We start from the raw sequence: 14,322 nt of genomic DNA on the forward strand, positions 1-14,322 counted from the left end.
GGACCACAATGACCCGATGAACGACCTCGCTCTCCTCCTCACCCCCGAAGGCCGTGCCCTCCTCGACGAGGTCCGCGACACCGCCCCGGCCGACGAGCTCACCGTCGCCACCCGGCTGCGCCGGGACCACCCCGCCGAGCTGGTGTCGGCCGCGCTCGGCCAGGCCCGGCTGCGGCAGCGGGCGGCGGCGAAGTTCGGGGCGGCGGACGCGGGGCGGATGTTCTTCACGCCGAACGGGGTCGAGCAGTCGACGCGGGCGAGCGTCGCCGCCTACCGGGCCGAGCGGTTCCGGAGCCTCGGCGTGACCTCGGTCGCCGACCTGTGCTGCGGGATCGGCGGGGACGCGATCGCGTTCGCCCGGGCGGGGATCCGGGTGCTGGCCGTGGACCGGGATCCGGTGACCGCCGCCGTGGCGCGGGCGAACGCCGACGTGCTGGGGCTGGGCGAGCTGATCGAGGTGCGCGAGGCGGACGTCACGGCGGTGGACACGGGCGGTTACGACGCCGTGTTCGTGGACCCCGCCCGGCGGGGCGGGCAATCGGGAGGGGCCGCGCGAAGCGCGTCGGTGAGGGGTGGTGGCCGGGCGACGGGCGGGAGGATCTTCGACCCCGAGGCCTACTCCCCTCCCCTGTCCTGGGCCATCGAGGCCGCCCGCCGGGCGCCCCGCGCGGCGCTGAAGGTGGCGCCCGGCATTCCGCACGAGGCCGTGCCCGGCGACGCCGAGGCCGAGTGGATCTCGGACGGCGGGGACGTCAAGGAGGCGGTGGTGTGGTTCGGCACCGAGCCGGGCGCCGTGCGCGCCACCCTGCTGCCCGGCCCGCGCACCCTCCTCGGCAAGGGGCTGCCCGACCCGGACGTCCGGCCAGTGGGGCGCTATCTGTACGAGCCCGACGGCGCCGTCATCCGCGCCCATCTGGTCGCCGAGGTGGCCGAGCAGCTGGACGGCGGGCTGATCGACCCCACCATCGCCTACGTCACCGCCGACGAACCGCGCCCCACGGCCTATGCCTCGGCCTATGAGATCACCGACCAACTCCACTTCAACGTAAAGAAGTTGAAGGCCCTGCTGCGGGAGCGCGAGGTCGGCACCTTGACCGTGAAGAAGCGCGGGTCGGCCGTCGAGCCGGAGGAACTGCGCAAGAAGGTCAAGCCGCAGGGGCCGAACTCCGCGACCGTGTTCCTGACCCGGGTGGCGGGGGCGCCGACGATGCTGGTCGGGGCGCCCGTGACCCCTCAGTGACCGGGAAGGGAACGGATTCTCGACAGCAACAGCTCCCGTTCCCGCTCGTTCCACGCCAGGCCCGCCGCCCGCTCGAACTCCGCCCGGGCCTCCGCCGTACGGCCCAGGCGGGCCAGCAGGTCACCGCGGACGCTGGGCAGGAGGTGGTAGTCACGCAGGGCGGGTTCGGCGGTCAGGGCGTCCACCAGTTCCAGGGCCTCGGCGGGGCCGTCGGCCATCGACACGGCGACCGCGCGGTTCAGCTCCACCACCGGGGACGGGGCGCGGGCGGCCAGCAGGGCGTAGAGGGTGGCGATGGTGCGCCAGTCGGTCTCCTCGTACGTGTACGCGTGCGCGTGGCAGGCGGCGATGGCCGCCTGGAGGGCGTACGGGCCCGGCGGCCCGGTCGCCGTGGCGCCGGCCCGGTCGAGGGCGTGGACGCCGCGGGCGATGAGCATGCGGTTCCAGCGGCGGCGGTTCTGGTCCTTCAGCAGCACCGGCTCGCCGTCCGAACCGGTGCGGGCGGCCGTGCGGGAGGCCTGGAACTCCAGCAGCGCGGTCAGGCCGTGCACCTCCGGCTCCCTGGGCATCAGCGCGGACAGGACGCGGGCCAGGCGCAGCGCGTCCTCGCACAGGCCGGGGCGCAGCAGGTCGGCGCCGGCGGTCGCCGCGTACCCCTCGTTGAAGACCAGGTAGATGACGTCCAGGACGGAGCCGAGGCGGGCCTCGCGGTCGGGGCCGTACGGCACTTCGAAGGCCACGTTCCTCGTGGCGAGGGTCCGCTTCGCCCGTACGATGCGCTGGGCGACCGTCGGCTCCGGGACCAGGTAGGCGCGGGCGATCTCGGCCGTGGTCAGACCGCCGAGCAGGCGCAGGGTGAGCGCGGTGCGGGCCTCGGGGGACAGCACCGGGTGGCAGGCGGTGAAGACGAGGCGGAGCAGGTCGTCGTCGATGTCCTCGGGGTCGGCGGGGTCCTCGAACGGCGTCGTCTCCGACAGGTCGCGGCCGATCTCCGCGAGCTTGCGGGCGTAGGTCTCGCGGCGCCGGACCAGGTCGACGGCGCGGTGCCGGGCGGTGGCCATGAGCCAGGCGCCGGGGTTGCCGGGCACGCCGTCGCGCGGCCACCGCTCCAGGGCGGCGACCAGCGCGTCCTGCGCCAGTTCCTCGGCGATGCCGACGTCCCGGACGATCCGGGCGACACCGGCGATGATCCGGGGCGACTCCAGGCGGAAGACGGTCTCGATGGCGTGGGCCGGGGTGGGCGGTGGCGGGGTGGGCCGTGGTTCTTCCACAGCCCACCATGCAACACCCTGCAAGGGCCCGGCGCCAGGAATCTCAGGCCTCGGCGATCTCCCGGACCTCACAGGTCACGGTCCAGTACTCCTCGTGGGTCTGCAGGAACCGCTTGGTCCACTCGATCGCCTCGTCCATGTCCTTGCACTGCATGAGCGCGTAGCCGCCGACGACCTCCTTGGACTCGGTGAACGGCCCGTCCGTGACGGCGAGCCTGCCGCCCTCCCAGCGGACCCGCTTGCCCTGGCTGTGCGGGGTGAGCCCGGCGGTGTCGAGCATGACGCCGGCCTTCGTGATCTCCTCGATCAGGGCGCCCATGCGCTCCATCAGCTCGGGGCTGGGGCCCTCGGGCGGAGCGGTGGTCTCGTCGACGCGTACGAGCGACAGATAGCGGGGCATGACGACTCCTCACGGCAGGGGCGGCGGGGCCTCTCCCCGCCGCTCACCCATGCGTCGAACGGGAGACACCCGGATCGACACGGTCACCGAAGATTTTTTCCGGCACCGGTGATGCCGTCACGCCGGCGCCCGCACTCAGCGCAGGGACGCCCACAGCTCGCTCGCCGCGGGTTCCTTCGCGATCACCCGGTTGGGGTCGGAGGGGGCGGTGACGACCGGCATCATCACCGTCTTCACCCGGTCGGCGGTCAGGCCCTTCAGGCTCCGGCCGAGCCGCATCAGCTCGCCCAGGGAGTCCAGGCCGGTGTCGGTGGTGAGGCTCGCGGTGACCGCGTCGGCGACCCGGTACAGCTTGGCGGGGTCGGTGAGCAGGTCGGTGGCGGCCATCCGCGCCAGCAGGGCCTTGACCAGCATCTGCTGCAGCCCTATGCGGCCGAGGTCGCTGCCGTCGCCTATGCCGTGCCGGGTGCGGGCGAGCGCGAGGGCCTGGGTGCCGTTCAGGTGGTGGGCGCCGGCCTTGAGGTGCAGATGGCTGTAGTCGTCGTCGATGTCCTTCACGGTGGTGACGTCGACCCCGCCGAGCGCGTCCACCAGCCTGGCGAAACCGGAGAAGTCGATCCCGATGTAGTGGTCCATGCGGACGTCCGTGACCGACTCCGCGGTCTTCACCGCGCACACCGGACCGCCCAGCTCGTACGCGGTGTTGAACATCGCGCCGTGGGCCACCGCCGTCGAGCCGCCGGAGGGGAGCGGGCAGGACGGGCGGGTGACGAGGGTGTCGCGCGGGATGCTGACAACGGTGGCCTTCGTACGGCCCGCGTCGATGTGCACGACCATCGCCGTGTCCGAGCGGGCGCCGGAGCTGTCGCCGCCGCCGAGCTCCTGGTTGGCCCTGCCGCTGCGCGAGTCCGAGCCGAGGACCAGGATGTTCAGGGAGCCGGTCGGCAGCGGGACGGCGGCGGCCGAGGGGGTGACCACCGCCTTGGCCGGACGGTCGTCGCCCAGTGCGCTGTTGATGTCGACGCTTCTGATGTTGTTGTCCAGATGCCAGTACGCGTAGCCCGCCAGCGCCACGCCCAGCACCAGGGCACCCGCCAGGGTGAGACCGACGGCCTTCAGCGCTCCCGACCGTCGGCCCACCCGTCTGCCGGCGTCGCGTTGCTCCTCTTGTCGCGTCACGGACAGGAACGTAAGTCCGAATTATTAGGGGACTGTTAGCAGAACTTGTGAGTGCCGGATTTCTCGGGAATTTCTCATGCGCCGCCCACACGGACCCGAAAGTTTCGACCGAAGCACCGATTTGCTTCGGGAGGAGTGTGGGGCCGCCCACCCCTGTCGCGGTCAGGGTCGGCCGGCCGCGGCCGCCGCCGCGGTGCTGCTGCGGACGACGAGGCTGGTCGCCAGCTCCACCCGGGTCGCCCCCCGCTCCTCCGGCTCCCGCCCCAGCTCCAGCACCAGGCGGGCCGCCGCCTCGGCCATCTCGGTGAGCGGCTGCCGTACGGTCGTCAGCGGCGGGCCGACCCAGCGGGCCACCGGCAGATCGTCGAAGCCGACCACGCTGAGGTCCTCCGGGATGCGCAGGCCCAGCTCACGGGCGGCCTCGTACAGGCCGAGCGCCTGCAGGTCGTTGCCCGCGAAGACGGCCGTCGGCCGGTCCGGGCGACGCAGCAGCTCCAGGCCCAGGCGGTAGCCGGCGTCATGGTGGAAGTCGCCCGCCACGACCAGCGAGGGGTCGACGGGCAGGCCGGCCGTCTCCAGGGCGGCGCGGTAGCCGTCGACGCGGGCCCGGCTGCACATCATCCTCGACGGGCCGCTGATCGCGCCGATGCGGGTGTGGCCGAGCTCGACCAGATGGCGGGTGGCGGCGAGCCCGCCCTGCCAGTTGGTGGCGCCGATGGACGGCACGTCCGGGCCCGGGTCGCCGGCCGGGTCCATCACCACGAAGGGGATGGACCGGCTGGTCAGCAGCGCCCGCTGGGACTCGTCGAGCCCGGACAGCACCAGCACCACACCGTGCGGGCGGCGCGCGGCCACCTGATCGGCCCAGGTCCGGCCCGGGGTGAGCCGGCCGGCCGACTCGGACAGCACCACGCTCAGCCCGGCGTCCCGGGCCACGTTCTCCACGCCCCGGATGACCTCCAGCGCCCAGGCGCTCTCCAGCTCGTGGAAGACCAGGTCGATCAGCGGGGAGCGGGACGCCTCGGCGCGGCGGCGCCGGTAGCCGTGGGCGCGCAGCAGCTCCTCGACCCGGGTGCGGGTCGCGGGGGCGACGTCGGCGCGGCCGTTGAGCACCTTCGAAACAGTCGGAGCCGACACCCCGGCCTCACGGGCGATCTCGGCGAGGGTCGCCGTCTGCGTTTCTGCGGACTTCGAAGGCTTCATGCCCGCGATCGTATCGTCGCGGGCCCCCTTGACGAAGGTCTGCGCGCGCCATAGGTTCCCCGGAACATTCGGTATCTTCTTCGAAACATTCGTAGGCATTCGTGAGCGACAGTCAGAGTGACGGGAGTTCCATGACCACCGCTCCTTGGCGCGATCCCGCCCTGCCCGCCGACGCCCGCGTGACCGACCTGCTCGCCCGGATGACCCTTCAGGAGAAGGCCGCCCAGCTGTACGGCGTGTGGGTGGGCGCCGCCACGGACGGCGACGGGGTCGCCCCCCTGCAGCGCGAGATGACCGCCGACGTCGACTGGGACGAGCTGATCACCCAGGGCCTCGGCCAGCTGACCCGCTCCTTCGGCACCGCCCCCGTGGACCCGGCGGTCGGCGCGCGGGCCCTGGCCCGCGCCCAGCGCCGGATCGCCGCCGCCGGCCGCTTCGGCATCCCGGCCGTCGCCCACGAGGAGTGCCTGGCCGGTTTCACCGCCTGGCGCGCGACGGCCTACCCGGTGCCGCTGGCCTGGGGCGCGGCCTTCGACCCGGCGCTGGTCGAGGAGATGGGCCGGCGCATCGGCCACGACCTGCGCGCCTGTGGCGTCCACCAGGGCCTGGCCCCCGTCCTGGACGTGGTCCGCGACCCGCGCTGGGGACGGGTCGAGGAGACGATCGGCGAGGACCCGTACCTGGTCGGCACCATCGGCACGGCCTATGTGCGCGGCCTGGAGTCGGCCGGGGTGGTCGCCACGCTCAAGCACTTCGCCGGGTACGCGTCCTCGGCCGGCGCCCGGAACCTGGCGCCGGTGCGGGCGGGGGTACGGGAGTTCGCGGACATCACCCTTCCCCCCTTCGAGATGGCGCTGCGCGAGGGCGGGGCCCGCTCGGTGATGGCGGCCTACACCGAGACCGACGGTGTGCCCGCCTCCGCCGACCCGCGCCTGCTGACCGGGCTGCTGCGCGAGGAGTGGGGCTTCACCGGCACGGTGGTCGCCGACTACTTCGGCATCGGGTTCCTCCAGAGCCTGCACCGGGTGGCGGCGGACGAGGAGGAGGCGGCGCACCGGGCGCTGGCGGCGGGCATCGACGTCGAGCTGCCGACCGTGAAGTGCTACGGCACCCCGCTGGTCACCGCCGTACGCGAGGGCCGCGTCCCGCAGGCGCTGGTGGACCGGGCGGCCCGGCGGGTGCTGCTGCAGAAGTGCGAGCTGGGCCTGCTGGATCCGGGCTGGAAGGCGGAGCCGGAGGGCCCGGTGGACCTGGACTCGGCGGAGAACCGGGCCGTGGCCCGGCGGCTGGCCGAGGAGTCGGTGGTCCTGCTGGACAACCCCGGCGGACTGCTGCCGCTGGCCTCCGGCACCCGGATCGCGGTGGTCGGGCCGCGCGCGGCGGACGCGCTCGCGATGCTCGGCTGCTACTCCTTCCCCTCCCATGTCCTCACCCACCACCCCGAGGTCCCGCTCGGCATCGAGATCCCCACGGTCCTGGACGCCCTGCGCGCCGAACTCCCGGACGCCAAGGTGACGTTCGCCGAGGGCTGCGGGGTCTCGGACCCGGACACCGCCGGCTTCGAGGAGGCGGTGGCCCGGGCGGCGGAGGCGGACGTGTGCGTGGCGGTGCTCGGTGACCGGGCGGGCCTGTTCGGCCGGGGCACCTCCGGCGAGGGCTGCGACGTGACCGACCTCCAACTGCCCGGCGTGCAGGCGGAGTTGCTGGACCGGCTGGTGGCGACCGGCGTCCCGGTGGTGCTGGTGCTGCTGACCGGGCGGCCGTACGCCCTGGGCCGCTGGCACGGCCGGCTCGGCGCGGTCGTCCAGGCCTTCTTCCCCGGCGAGGAGGGGGGACCCGCGGTGGCCGGGGTGCTGTCCGGCCGGGTGAACCCCTCCGGGCGCCTCCCGGTGAGCGTGCCGCGCGTGCCCGGCGGCCAGCCCTGGACCTATCTCCAGCCCCCGCTGGGCCTGGCCGGCGAGGTCAGCAGCCTGGATCCGACCCCGCTGTACCCGTTCGGGCACGGCCGCTCGTACACGACGTTCGCCTGGGAGGACGTCCACGCCCCCGAGGCCGGGATCCCGACCGACGGCTCGTACGACCTCTCCCTCACCGTCCGCAACACCGGCGACCGCGCCGGGGCCGAGGTGGTCCAGCTGTATCTGCACGACCCGGTGGCGAGCGTGACCCGGCCCGACGTACGGCTGATCGGGTACCGGCGGGTGGAGCTGGACCCGGGCGCGTCCCGCCGCCTCACCTTCCGCTTCCACGCCGACCTGTCCTCCTTCACGGACCGCTCGGGCACGCGGGTGGTGGAGCCGGGCGCGCTGGAGCTGCGGCTGGCCGCGTCGAGCACGGAGGTACGGCACCGGGTGCGGCTGCGGCTGACGGGGCCGGTCCGGGTGGTCGGGCCCGAGCGGCGGCTTCGGTGCGAGGTGGAGGTGTCCCGGGGAACCGATTGAACATCAGGGGCGGGGTGGAACGTATGAGGCCGCGGCGGGAGCACACCGAACGCGCTTCCGCAAGACCTCTGACACGGGCGTTCAGGATGCTTTCAGGGTGCCCCTGACAGGGTCGTTGATCATCTGACACCCCCACAGGAGCACCGATCTTGACGCCCTCGACGACACCCCCCACGACGAAGTCCGTCATGAAGAAACTGCCCGAGGTCACCCTCGCGTTCTGGATCATGAAGATCGCGGCGACGACCCTGGGCGAGACCGCGGGCGACCTGTTCGCCCAGACCCTCAAGCTGGGCTACTTCCTCACCACCGTCGCCCTGTTCCTGGTCTTCGTGGTGACGCTGGTGGTCCAGCTGCGCGCCGCGCGCTACAACCCGTTCTTCTACTGGACCGTGATCCTGTCGACCTCCATGGCCGGCACCACCATGTCCGACTTCATGAACCGGGACGCCAGCGCCAAGTACCTCGCGAACGGCGCGACGAAGCTGGGCTGGGGCCCGCAGGGTCTCGGCCTCGGCTACCCGGAGGGCGCCGCGATCCTGATCTCGATCCTGCTGCTGATCTTCCTCGGCTGGAAGCTGAGCGGGATGACCTTCCAGATCACCGAGATCGTCACCTTCCGGGGCGAGGCCCTGTTCTGGTCGGCGATCCTGGTCTCCAACACCCTCGGCACCTCGATGGGCGACTTCCTCTCCGACAGCTCGGGCCTGGGCTATCTGGGCGGCGCGGCCCTGGTGACCGGCGTGCTGCTCGTCCTGGTCGCCCTGATGAAGGTCCCGGCGGTGCCGAACGTCCTGCTCTTCTGGATCGCGTTCGTGCTGACCCGCCCGCTCGGCGCCACGGCCGGCGACCTCCTGACCAAGCCGGTCGCCAAGGGCGGCCTGGACCTCGGTACGGCCGGTTCCTCGGCGGTGCTGCTCGCGGTGCTGTTCGGCCTGATGGGGTATGCGCAGGTGAAGGAACGACGGGCCGCGGCCCCGGAGTTCGGGGGCCGCGGGGCGGAGGCGGTGCAGCCCGAGGAGGCCGGGCGCCGGTAACGCGAAACCCCGTCTCCGGAAGATCCGGAGGCGGGGTTCCTGTGGAGCGCCGGGCAGGCCTTGCACCTGCATCTCCCCGCAGGAAGCGGGGCGTCTTTCCTTGGACCACCAACGCACTGCGTCCGAGCCGTTCTCCGCCTTCCGGGTTCCGGCCGTTCGCTGTGTGATGATCATAGCCCAGGTCGGGGGGATCTTGGCAACTCAGCCGTCCGCGACCGGCTCGAACCGCCAGCGGTGCACGGCCCGTGTCACCAACTCGCCGTCCGGCTCGGGCAGTTCGGGCAATTCGGCGTCGTACGGCGCGTCCCACCAGGTGATGACCAGCACCCGGTCCTGCGGCGCACGGAAGGTCTCGCGCCTGAGCGGCTCCTTTGTCAGGCGCTGGCCGCGCACCCAGGCCAGCAGCTCCTCGCCCCGGCCCGCGGCGGCCCGGGCCTCCCACATCAGCGCGACGGTCACGAGTACAGGTTCTCCTTGCTGACCTCGTGCACGTGGTCGTGGTTACCCGGCACATGCGGGTCCGTGACCGGCAGGGAGGAGTCGGCGGACAGATCCCAGCTGGAGGCGGCCCGGCCCCGGGCGACCATCTCGGCGCCGAGCGCCGCGACCATCGCGCCGTTGTCCGTGCACAGCTTGGGGCGCGGCACGCGCAGCCGGATGCCGGCCGCCTCGCAGCGCTCCTCGGCGAGCGCGCGCAGCCGGGAGTTGGCCGCGACACCGCCGCCGATCATCAGGTGGTCGACGCCCTCGTCCTTGCAGGCGCGGACGGCCTTGCGGGTCAAGACGTCCACGACGGCCTCCTGGAAGGAGGCGGCCACGTCACGCACCGGGACCTCCTCGCCGGCCGCGCGCCTGGCCTCGATCCAGCGGGCCACGGCCGTCTTCAGGCCGGAGAAGGAGAAGTCGTAGGCGGGGTCGCGGGGGCCGGTCAGGCCGCGCGGGAAGGCGATCGCCTCGGGGTCGCCCTCGCGCGCGTACCGGTCGATGACCGGGCCGCCCGGGAAGCCCAGGTTCAGCACCCGGGCGATCTTGTCGAAGGCCTCGCCGGCCGCGTCGTCGATGGTCGAGCCCATCGGGCGGACGTCGGAGGTGATGTCCTCGGACAGCAGCAGCGAGGAGTGCCCGCCGGAGACCAGCAGGGCCATCGTCGGTTCGGGCAGCGGGCCGTGTTCCAGCTGGTCGACGCAGATGTGCGAGGCGAGGTGGTTGACGCCGTACAGGGGCTTGCCGAGGGCGTAGGCGTACGCCTTGGCCGCCGAGACGCCGACCAGCAGGGCGCCCGCGAGACCGGGACCGGCGGTGACGGCGATGCCGTCGAGGTCCCTCGCGCTGACCCCCGCCTCCTTCAGCGCACGGTCGATGGTCGGGACCATCGCCTCCAGGTGCGCCCGGGACGCCACCTCCGGCACGACACCGCCGAAGCGGGCGTGCTCGTCGACGCTGGAGGCGACGGCGTCCGCCAGCAGGGTGGTGCCGCGGACGATGCCGACGCCGGTCTCGTCGCAGGAGGTCTCGATGCCGAGGACGAGAGGTTCGTCAGTCATTGATCTCGGTTCCTTGTGCTGATGGTCCCGCGGCGGAGCCGCTGTCGGGTGCTGTGGTCAGGCGCATGACCAGGGCGTCCACGTTGCCCGGCTGGTAGTAGCCGCGTCGGAAGCCGATGGGTTCGAAGCCGAAGCGCTCGTAGAGCTTCTGGGCGCGGACGTTGTCGACCCGGCATTCGAGCATCACCTCGTGGCAGTCGAACGCGGTCGCCGCCCGCAGCAGCTCGGCCAGCAGCCGCGCGCCGAGGCCGGTGCCCTGGTGGTCGCGCGCCACGGCGATGGTCTGGACGTCGCCCTGCTCACCGGCGGCCACCAGCCCGGCGTAGCCGACGACACGGCCGTCGGTCTCGGCCACGAGATAGCGCCGGGTCGCCTCGGCGCCCCGGGAGTGCGCCAGCTCGGACCAGAACATGCCCCGGGACCAGGCGTCCTCGGGGAACAGGTCCTTCTCCAGCTCGAGGACCGGGTCGATGTCCCACCAGCGCATCTCGCGCAGTCGTACGGTCACTTCGGCGTGACCACCTTGTAGTTCTTGGGCACCTGGGCGTCCGGGCGGCGCAGATACAGCGGCCGGGGTGCCGCCGGTTCCTCGCCGGCGGCCAGCTTCGCCACGGCCAGCGAGGCGAGGGCGGCGGCGGAGACGTGCTCGGGCTCGTGGGCGCTCGGGAACGTGTCCGGGTAGAGCAGCGCGCCGGCGCCCACCGCCGGCAGGCCCGCGACCCGCTCGGCGATGTCGGCCGGCCGGTCCACGGCCGGGTCGGTCAACCGGGTGCGGGAGTCGGCGTACGTCGCCCAGTAGACCTCCTTGCGCCGGGCGTCGGTCGCCACGACGAAGGGGCCCTTCTCGATGTCGGCGGCGTAGGCGAGACCGTCCAGCGTGCACACGCCGTGGACGGGGACGCCCAGCGCCAGACCGAAGGTGTCGGCGGTCATCAGGCCGACCCGCAGGCCGGTGTACGGCCCCGGTCCGATGCCGACGACGATGCCGGTGACGGCTTCCAGCCTGAGCCCGGCCTCGGCGAGCACACGGTCGACGGCCGGCAGCAGCAGCTCTCCGTGCCGGCGCGCGTCCACCTGGCTCGACGAGGCGATGACGTCCGTGCCGTCGTGCAGCGCGACGGTGACAGCGGGGGTTGCGGTATCCAGAGCGAGCAAGAGCACGCGAACAGCCTACGGCGCCCGCGCCGCGTGCACGGCCGTCCGGGGCGGACGGTCACTGACTGCTACGGTCTGTACGAAGTACGACATATCGCATGAGGAACCCGAGGAACACGAGGGAGAGGTGAGCGCACATGGCGGGGACCAGCTCGCTGATCGTGGCCGGGCTCACCGCGGCGGCCCTCGGAGCCGTCGGCTTCCTCGGCTACCAGGCCCGGGCGACCGCGCCGGCGCACCTGAGCGGCAGCCCCGGCCCGAACTCCGCGGCGAGCGCGAGCCAGGTCCCCGGGGGCCGGCACAGCCCGTCCTCGGTGCCGCGCGGGTCCGGTACGGGTGAACGGGTCGTGTACTCGGTGGACGACGACCGGGTGTGGCTGGTCGACGGCACCAACCGGCTGGAGCGCTCCTTCAAGGTCGCGCCCGGCACGGTCGACCCTCCCCCGGGCCTGTACTGGGTCACGTCCCGGTCGAGCGCGACCACCGGCACGGACGGTGTTCCCGTCGAGCATGTCGTCCGCTTCACCAGCGTGAACGGGCTGACGATCGGGTTCAGCGCGGCGGTCGCCCCGCGGGCGGCCGCCGCCGATCCGGGCGGGCGGACAGGGGGGATCCGGGAGACCCGGGCCGATGGCGACGCGATGTGGATGTTCGCGACCGTCGGGGTGAAGGTCGTGGTGATTCGCTAGGCCGCCGCCGGCGAGTGCCGCGATTCGCCGTCCGGCGGCTGCGGGTTCGTGGTGGCCGGTCGCCCCCGCGCGGCGGTGGCCGCGGATTCGGCACAGCCCCGCGCCCCTTCGGGGCGCTCCTCAGAGGCCCGGGGTGGACAGGAAACCGCCTTTGCCGCCTCGCAGGACGCCAGCAGGTCGTGCATCGACACACCGGCGGGGGTGGGTGCGGTCATGGGGCGCCTCCTGACGTGCGGGGGCGGGTAGTTAGGCATACCTAACTACGGGCTGGATACCATGTGACCACGCCCGGGAGGTCCTGCGCAACATGTTGCCGACGGCTTGTCGGAATCCTGGCGCTCAGGCCGTGAGCGTCTCCAGGCCCGCGTCCGACCAGCGCTCCCCCAGCCCCGTCAGGGTGACGTGCCGTACCTCGTCCGTGGTGTCGCCGACGGCGCGGTGGATCACGACCTGGAGGCGGTCCTCGGTCAGCTCCTCGACCTTGCCCTCGCCCCACTCCACGACGATCACCGACTCGGGCAGGTTGACGTCGAGGTCCAGGTCCTCCATCTCGTCCAGGCCGCCGCCGAGCCGGTAGGCGTCCACGTGGACGAGGGGCGGGCCGTCGCCCAGGGAGGGGTGCACCCGGGCGATCACGAAGGTCGGCGAGGTGACCGCGCCGCGCACCCCGAGTCCCTCGCCGAGCCCGCGGGTCAGCGTGGTCTTGCCGGCTCCGAGCTCACCGCTGAGCATCACCAGGTCGCCGGCGCGCAGCAGTTTGGCCAGCCTGCGGCCCAGCTCCCGCATCTGCTCGGGCGAGGTGATCGTCAGCCGGGTCTCAGTGGGGTCCTGCGGTGCTGCTGGTGCTTCCATAGCCCATAACCGTAGCCCCTGCGGGCACCGCACCCGCGCGGGTGAGCAGGTCGGCCAGGCGGTCGGTGACCACTTCCGGGTGTTCCAGCATCACCAGGTGCCCGGCGTCCGGGACGAGGACCAGCTCGGCGTCGGGCAGCAGGTCGGCTATGGCCTCGCTGTGCTCGCTGGGCGTGACCAGGTCCCGGACGCCGGCCAGGACCAGCACCGGCATGTCCCGGAAGCAGGCGAGCGCCTCGGTCTTGTCGTGGTCGGTGAAGGCGGGGTAGAACTCGGCGACCACGTCGATCGGCGTGGACTCGATCATCCGCTCCGCGAACCGCTCGACGGCCGGGTCGACGTCCCGCCCCGCGAACGAGTACCGCTTGATGATCCCGGCGAACAGGTCGGCGGTGGCCCGGCGCCCCTTCTCCACCAGTTCCGCCTGCTGCCCGAGCGCCTTCAGCACCCCGGGCAGGATCCGGCGCACCGCGTTGACGCCGGCGACCGGCAGCCCGAAGTTGACCTCGCCCAGCCGCCCGGACGACGTACCGACCAGGGCGGTGGCGACCACCCGCTCCTCGATCAGCTCGGGGAACTGGGCGGCGAGCGCCATGACCGTCATCCCGCCCATGGAATGGCCGACCAGCACGATCGGGCCCTGAGGTACGGCGGCGTCGAGGACGGCCTTGAGGTCGCGGCCGAGCTGGTCGATGGTGACCGGCACCCGGTCCCGGGTCTGGGCCACGCCCCGCCCGGAGCGGCCGTGGCTGCGCTGGTCCCAGTGCACGGTGCGTACGACCCCGCGCAGGGCCGCGCGCTGGAAGTGCCAGGAGTCCTGGCTGAGGCAGTAGCCGTGGCAGAAGACGACGGTCACGGGCGCGGGAGCCTTGCGGCCGAACAGGCGGCGCCGGCGCGGGGAGACGTTCGGCCCCGGGTCGGGCTCGACCTCGTCCACCTCGTAGTACAGCTCGGTGCCGTCGTCGGCGATCGCCTTGCCCGGGATGCCGCGCAGGGTGCCGTAGGGGCCCGCGGAGTCCAGCGCCAGCCGGGCCTTCCGGCGCATGCCGCGCCCCACTGTCATCCGCTCTATCGCGACGCCGGCCGCCGCTCCCGCGGCGATCACGCCTATCGCGGCACCGGCGATGCCGGTCGCCCTGCGCCAGCTTCCGGCCGCTCCCGCGGCGGAGGCGGCGGCCGCCGAGGCGACGACGTCCGCCACGGCCTCCGCGCTGCTCTCGCTCACGTACCGCTCCTCTTCGCCGTACTGCAGTTCGCCAGGTGGGTGCGACGATGGTGCCTGTGCTGCCGCCGCAACAGGTATGACCGGAG

General features: G+C 73.0%; 14 protein-coding genes. 4 read left to right on the plus strand and 10 right to left on the minus strand.

Features of this window, described 5'->3' with window-relative positions; all coding sequences use genetic code 11:
- Positions 1 to 16: 16 nt before the first annotated feature.
- Positions 17 to 1,240, plus strand: a complete 1,224-nt coding sequence (locus ABB07_RS15455) for a class I SAM-dependent methyltransferase (RefSeq protein WP_208899270.1) — start codon at positions 17 to 19, stop codon at positions 1,238 to 1,240.
- Here the strand turns inward: ABB07_RS15455 and ABB07_RS15460 are convergent.
- The 4 genes from ABB07_RS15460 to ABB07_RS15475 form a co-directional block, all read right to left on the minus strand.
- The gene (locus ABB07_RS15460) at positions 1,234 to 2,511 is read right to left on the minus strand and encodes an RNA polymerase sigma factor (RefSeq protein ID WP_208899271.1); all 1,278 of its coding nucleotides are present in this window, start codon (positions 2,509 to 2,511) and stop codon (positions 1,234 to 1,236) included. The genes ABB07_RS15455 and ABB07_RS15460 overlap by 7 nt on opposite strands.
- Before the next feature lie 43 nt (positions 2,512 to 2,554).
- On the minus strand, positions 2,555 to 2,911 hold the full coding sequence (locus ABB07_RS15465) for a YciI family protein (protein ID WP_208899272.1): 357 nt from the start codon (positions 2,909 to 2,911) through the stop codon (positions 2,555 to 2,557).
- Between the two features lie 135 nt (positions 2,912 to 3,046).
- Positions 3,047 to 4,090, minus strand: a complete 1,044-nt coding sequence (locus ABB07_RS15470) for an LCP family protein (protein WP_208899273.1) — start codon at positions 4,088 to 4,090, stop codon at positions 3,047 to 3,049.
- 162 nt (positions 4,091 to 4,252) lie between these two features.
- Positions 4,253 to 5,293, minus strand: a complete 1,041-nt coding sequence (locus tag ABB07_RS15475) for a LacI family DNA-binding transcriptional regulator (protein ID WP_208899274.1) — start codon at positions 5,291 to 5,293, stop codon at positions 4,253 to 4,255.
- Between the two features lie 131 nt (positions 5,294 to 5,424).
- Here ABB07_RS15475 and ABB07_RS15480 point away from each other — a divergent pair, with 131 nt between their 5' ends.
- Together ABB07_RS15480 and ABB07_RS15485 are read left to right on the plus strand one after the other, a co-directional pair.
- Positions 5,425 to 7,734 (plus strand): beta-xylosidase/alpha-l-arabinosidase, encoded by a 2,310-nt coding sequence (locus ABB07_RS15480; RefSeq protein ID WP_208899275.1) that lies wholly within the window; start codon positions 5,425 to 5,427, stop codon positions 7,732 to 7,734.
- A gap of 188 nt (positions 7,735 to 7,922) precedes the next feature.
- Positions 7,923 to 8,771 carry a COG4705 family protein gene (locus tag ABB07_RS15485; RefSeq protein WP_244189374.1) on the plus strand — a complete coding sequence of 283 codons (849 nt, stop codon included), beginning with the start codon at positions 7,923 to 7,925 and terminating at the stop codon, positions 8,769 to 8,771.
- Positions 8,772 to 8,972: 201 nt separating this feature from the next.
- On the opposite strand, the gene ABB07_RS15490 is transcribed toward ABB07_RS15485, so the two are convergent.
- The 4 genes from ABB07_RS15490 to tsaB are packed head-to-tail and all read right to left on the minus strand — an operon-like array spanning position 8,973 to position 11,476.
- Complete coding sequence (locus ABB07_RS15490; RefSeq protein ID WP_208899276.1) at positions 8,973 to 9,230, minus strand: hypothetical protein; 258 nt, start codon at positions 9,228 to 9,230, stop codon at positions 8,973 to 8,975.
- Positions 9,227 to 10,315 carry a tRNA (adenosine(37)-N6)-threonylcarbamoyltransferase complex transferase subunit TsaD gene (gene tsaD / locus ABB07_RS15495; protein WP_208899277.1) on the minus strand — a complete coding sequence of 363 codons (1,089 nt, stop codon included), beginning with the start codon at positions 10,313 to 10,315 and terminating at the stop codon, positions 9,227 to 9,229. Before tsaD ends, ABB07_RS15490 begins: the two co-directional genes overlap by 4 nt.
- Positions 10,308 to 10,802 carry a ribosomal protein S18-alanine N-acetyltransferase gene (gene rimI, locus ABB07_RS15500; RefSeq protein WP_208903462.1) on the minus strand — a complete coding sequence of 165 codons (495 nt, stop codon included), beginning with the start codon at positions 10,800 to 10,802 and terminating at the stop codon, positions 10,308 to 10,310. Before rimI ends, tsaD begins: the two co-directional genes overlap by 8 nt.
- Positions 10,803 to 10,819: 17 nt before the next feature.
- Entirely contained in the window at positions 10,820 to 11,476 is a 657-nt protein-coding gene (tsaB, locus tag ABB07_RS15505) for a tRNA (adenosine(37)-N6)-threonylcarbamoyltransferase complex dimerization subunit type 1 TsaB (RefSeq protein WP_208899278.1), read from the minus strand.
- Between the two features lie 131 nt (positions 11,477 to 11,607).
- On the opposite strand from tsaB, the gene ABB07_RS15510 reads away from it, so the two are divergent.
- Positions 11,608 to 12,159 (plus strand): hypothetical protein, encoded by a 552-nt coding sequence (locus tag ABB07_RS15510; protein ID WP_208899279.1) that lies wholly within the window; start codon positions 11,608 to 11,610, stop codon positions 12,157 to 12,159.
- 339 nt (positions 12,160 to 12,498) lie between these two features.
- Here ABB07_RS15510 and tsaE read toward each other — a convergent pair whose 3' ends face one another.
- On the minus strand, positions 12,499 to 13,011 hold the full coding sequence (tsaE, locus tag ABB07_RS15515) for a tRNA (adenosine(37)-N6)-threonylcarbamoyltransferase complex ATPase subunit type 1 TsaE (RefSeq protein WP_208899280.1): 513 nt from the start codon (positions 13,009 to 13,011) through the stop codon (positions 12,499 to 12,501).
- Entirely contained in the window at positions 12,977 to 14,236 is a 1,260-nt protein-coding gene (locus ABB07_RS15520; protein ID WP_208899281.1) for an alpha/beta fold hydrolase, read from the minus strand. Before ABB07_RS15520 ends, tsaE begins: the two co-directional genes overlap by 35 nt.
- Between the last annotated feature and the right edge of the window lie 86 nt (positions 14,237 to 14,322).

Source organism: Streptomyces incarnatus, assembly GCF_001027185.1.
GTDB lineage: Bacteria > Actinomycetota > Actinomycetes > Streptomycetales > Streptomycetaceae > Streptomyces > Streptomyces puniciscabiei.

What these genes read in the sequence shown, in the direction of transcription:
- ABB07_RS15480 (WP_208899275.1), top strand. Translation starts at nt 5,425, where the DNA reads ATGACCACCGCTCCTTGGCGCGATCCCGCCCTGCCCGCCGACGCCCGC.
- ABB07_RS15485 (WP_244189374.1), top strand. Translation starts at nt 7,923, where the DNA reads ATGAAGAAACTGCCCGAGGTCACCCTCGCGTTCTGGATCATGAAGATC.
- ABB07_RS15465 (WP_208899272.1), bottom strand. Translation starts at nt 2,911, where the DNA reads ATGCCCCGCTATCTGTCGCTCGTACGCGTCGACGAGACCACCGCTCCG.
- rimI (WP_208903462.1), bottom strand. Translation starts at nt 10,802, where the DNA reads ATGCGCTGGTGGGACATCGACCCGGTCCTCGAGCTGGAGAAGGACCTG.
- ABB07_RS15475 (WP_208899274.1), bottom strand. Translation starts at nt 5,293, where the DNA reads ATGAAGCCTTCGAAGTCCGCAGAAACGCAGACGGCGACCCTCGCCGAG.
- ABB07_RS15455 (WP_208899270.1), top strand. Translation starts at nt 17, where the DNA reads ATGAACGACCTCGCTCTCCTCCTCACCCCCGAAGGCCGTGCCCTCCTC.
- ABB07_RS15510 (WP_208899279.1), top strand. Translation starts at nt 11,608, where the DNA reads ATGGCGGGGACCAGCTCGCTGATCGTGGCCGGGCTCACCGCGGCGGCC.
- tsaE (WP_208899280.1), bottom strand. Translation starts at nt 13,011, where the DNA reads ATGGAAGCACCAGCAGCACCGCAGGACCCCACTGAGACCCGGCTGACG.
- tsaD (WP_208899277.1), bottom strand. Translation starts at nt 10,315, where the DNA reads ATGACTGACGAACCTCTCGTCCTCGGCATCGAGACCTCCTGCGACGAG.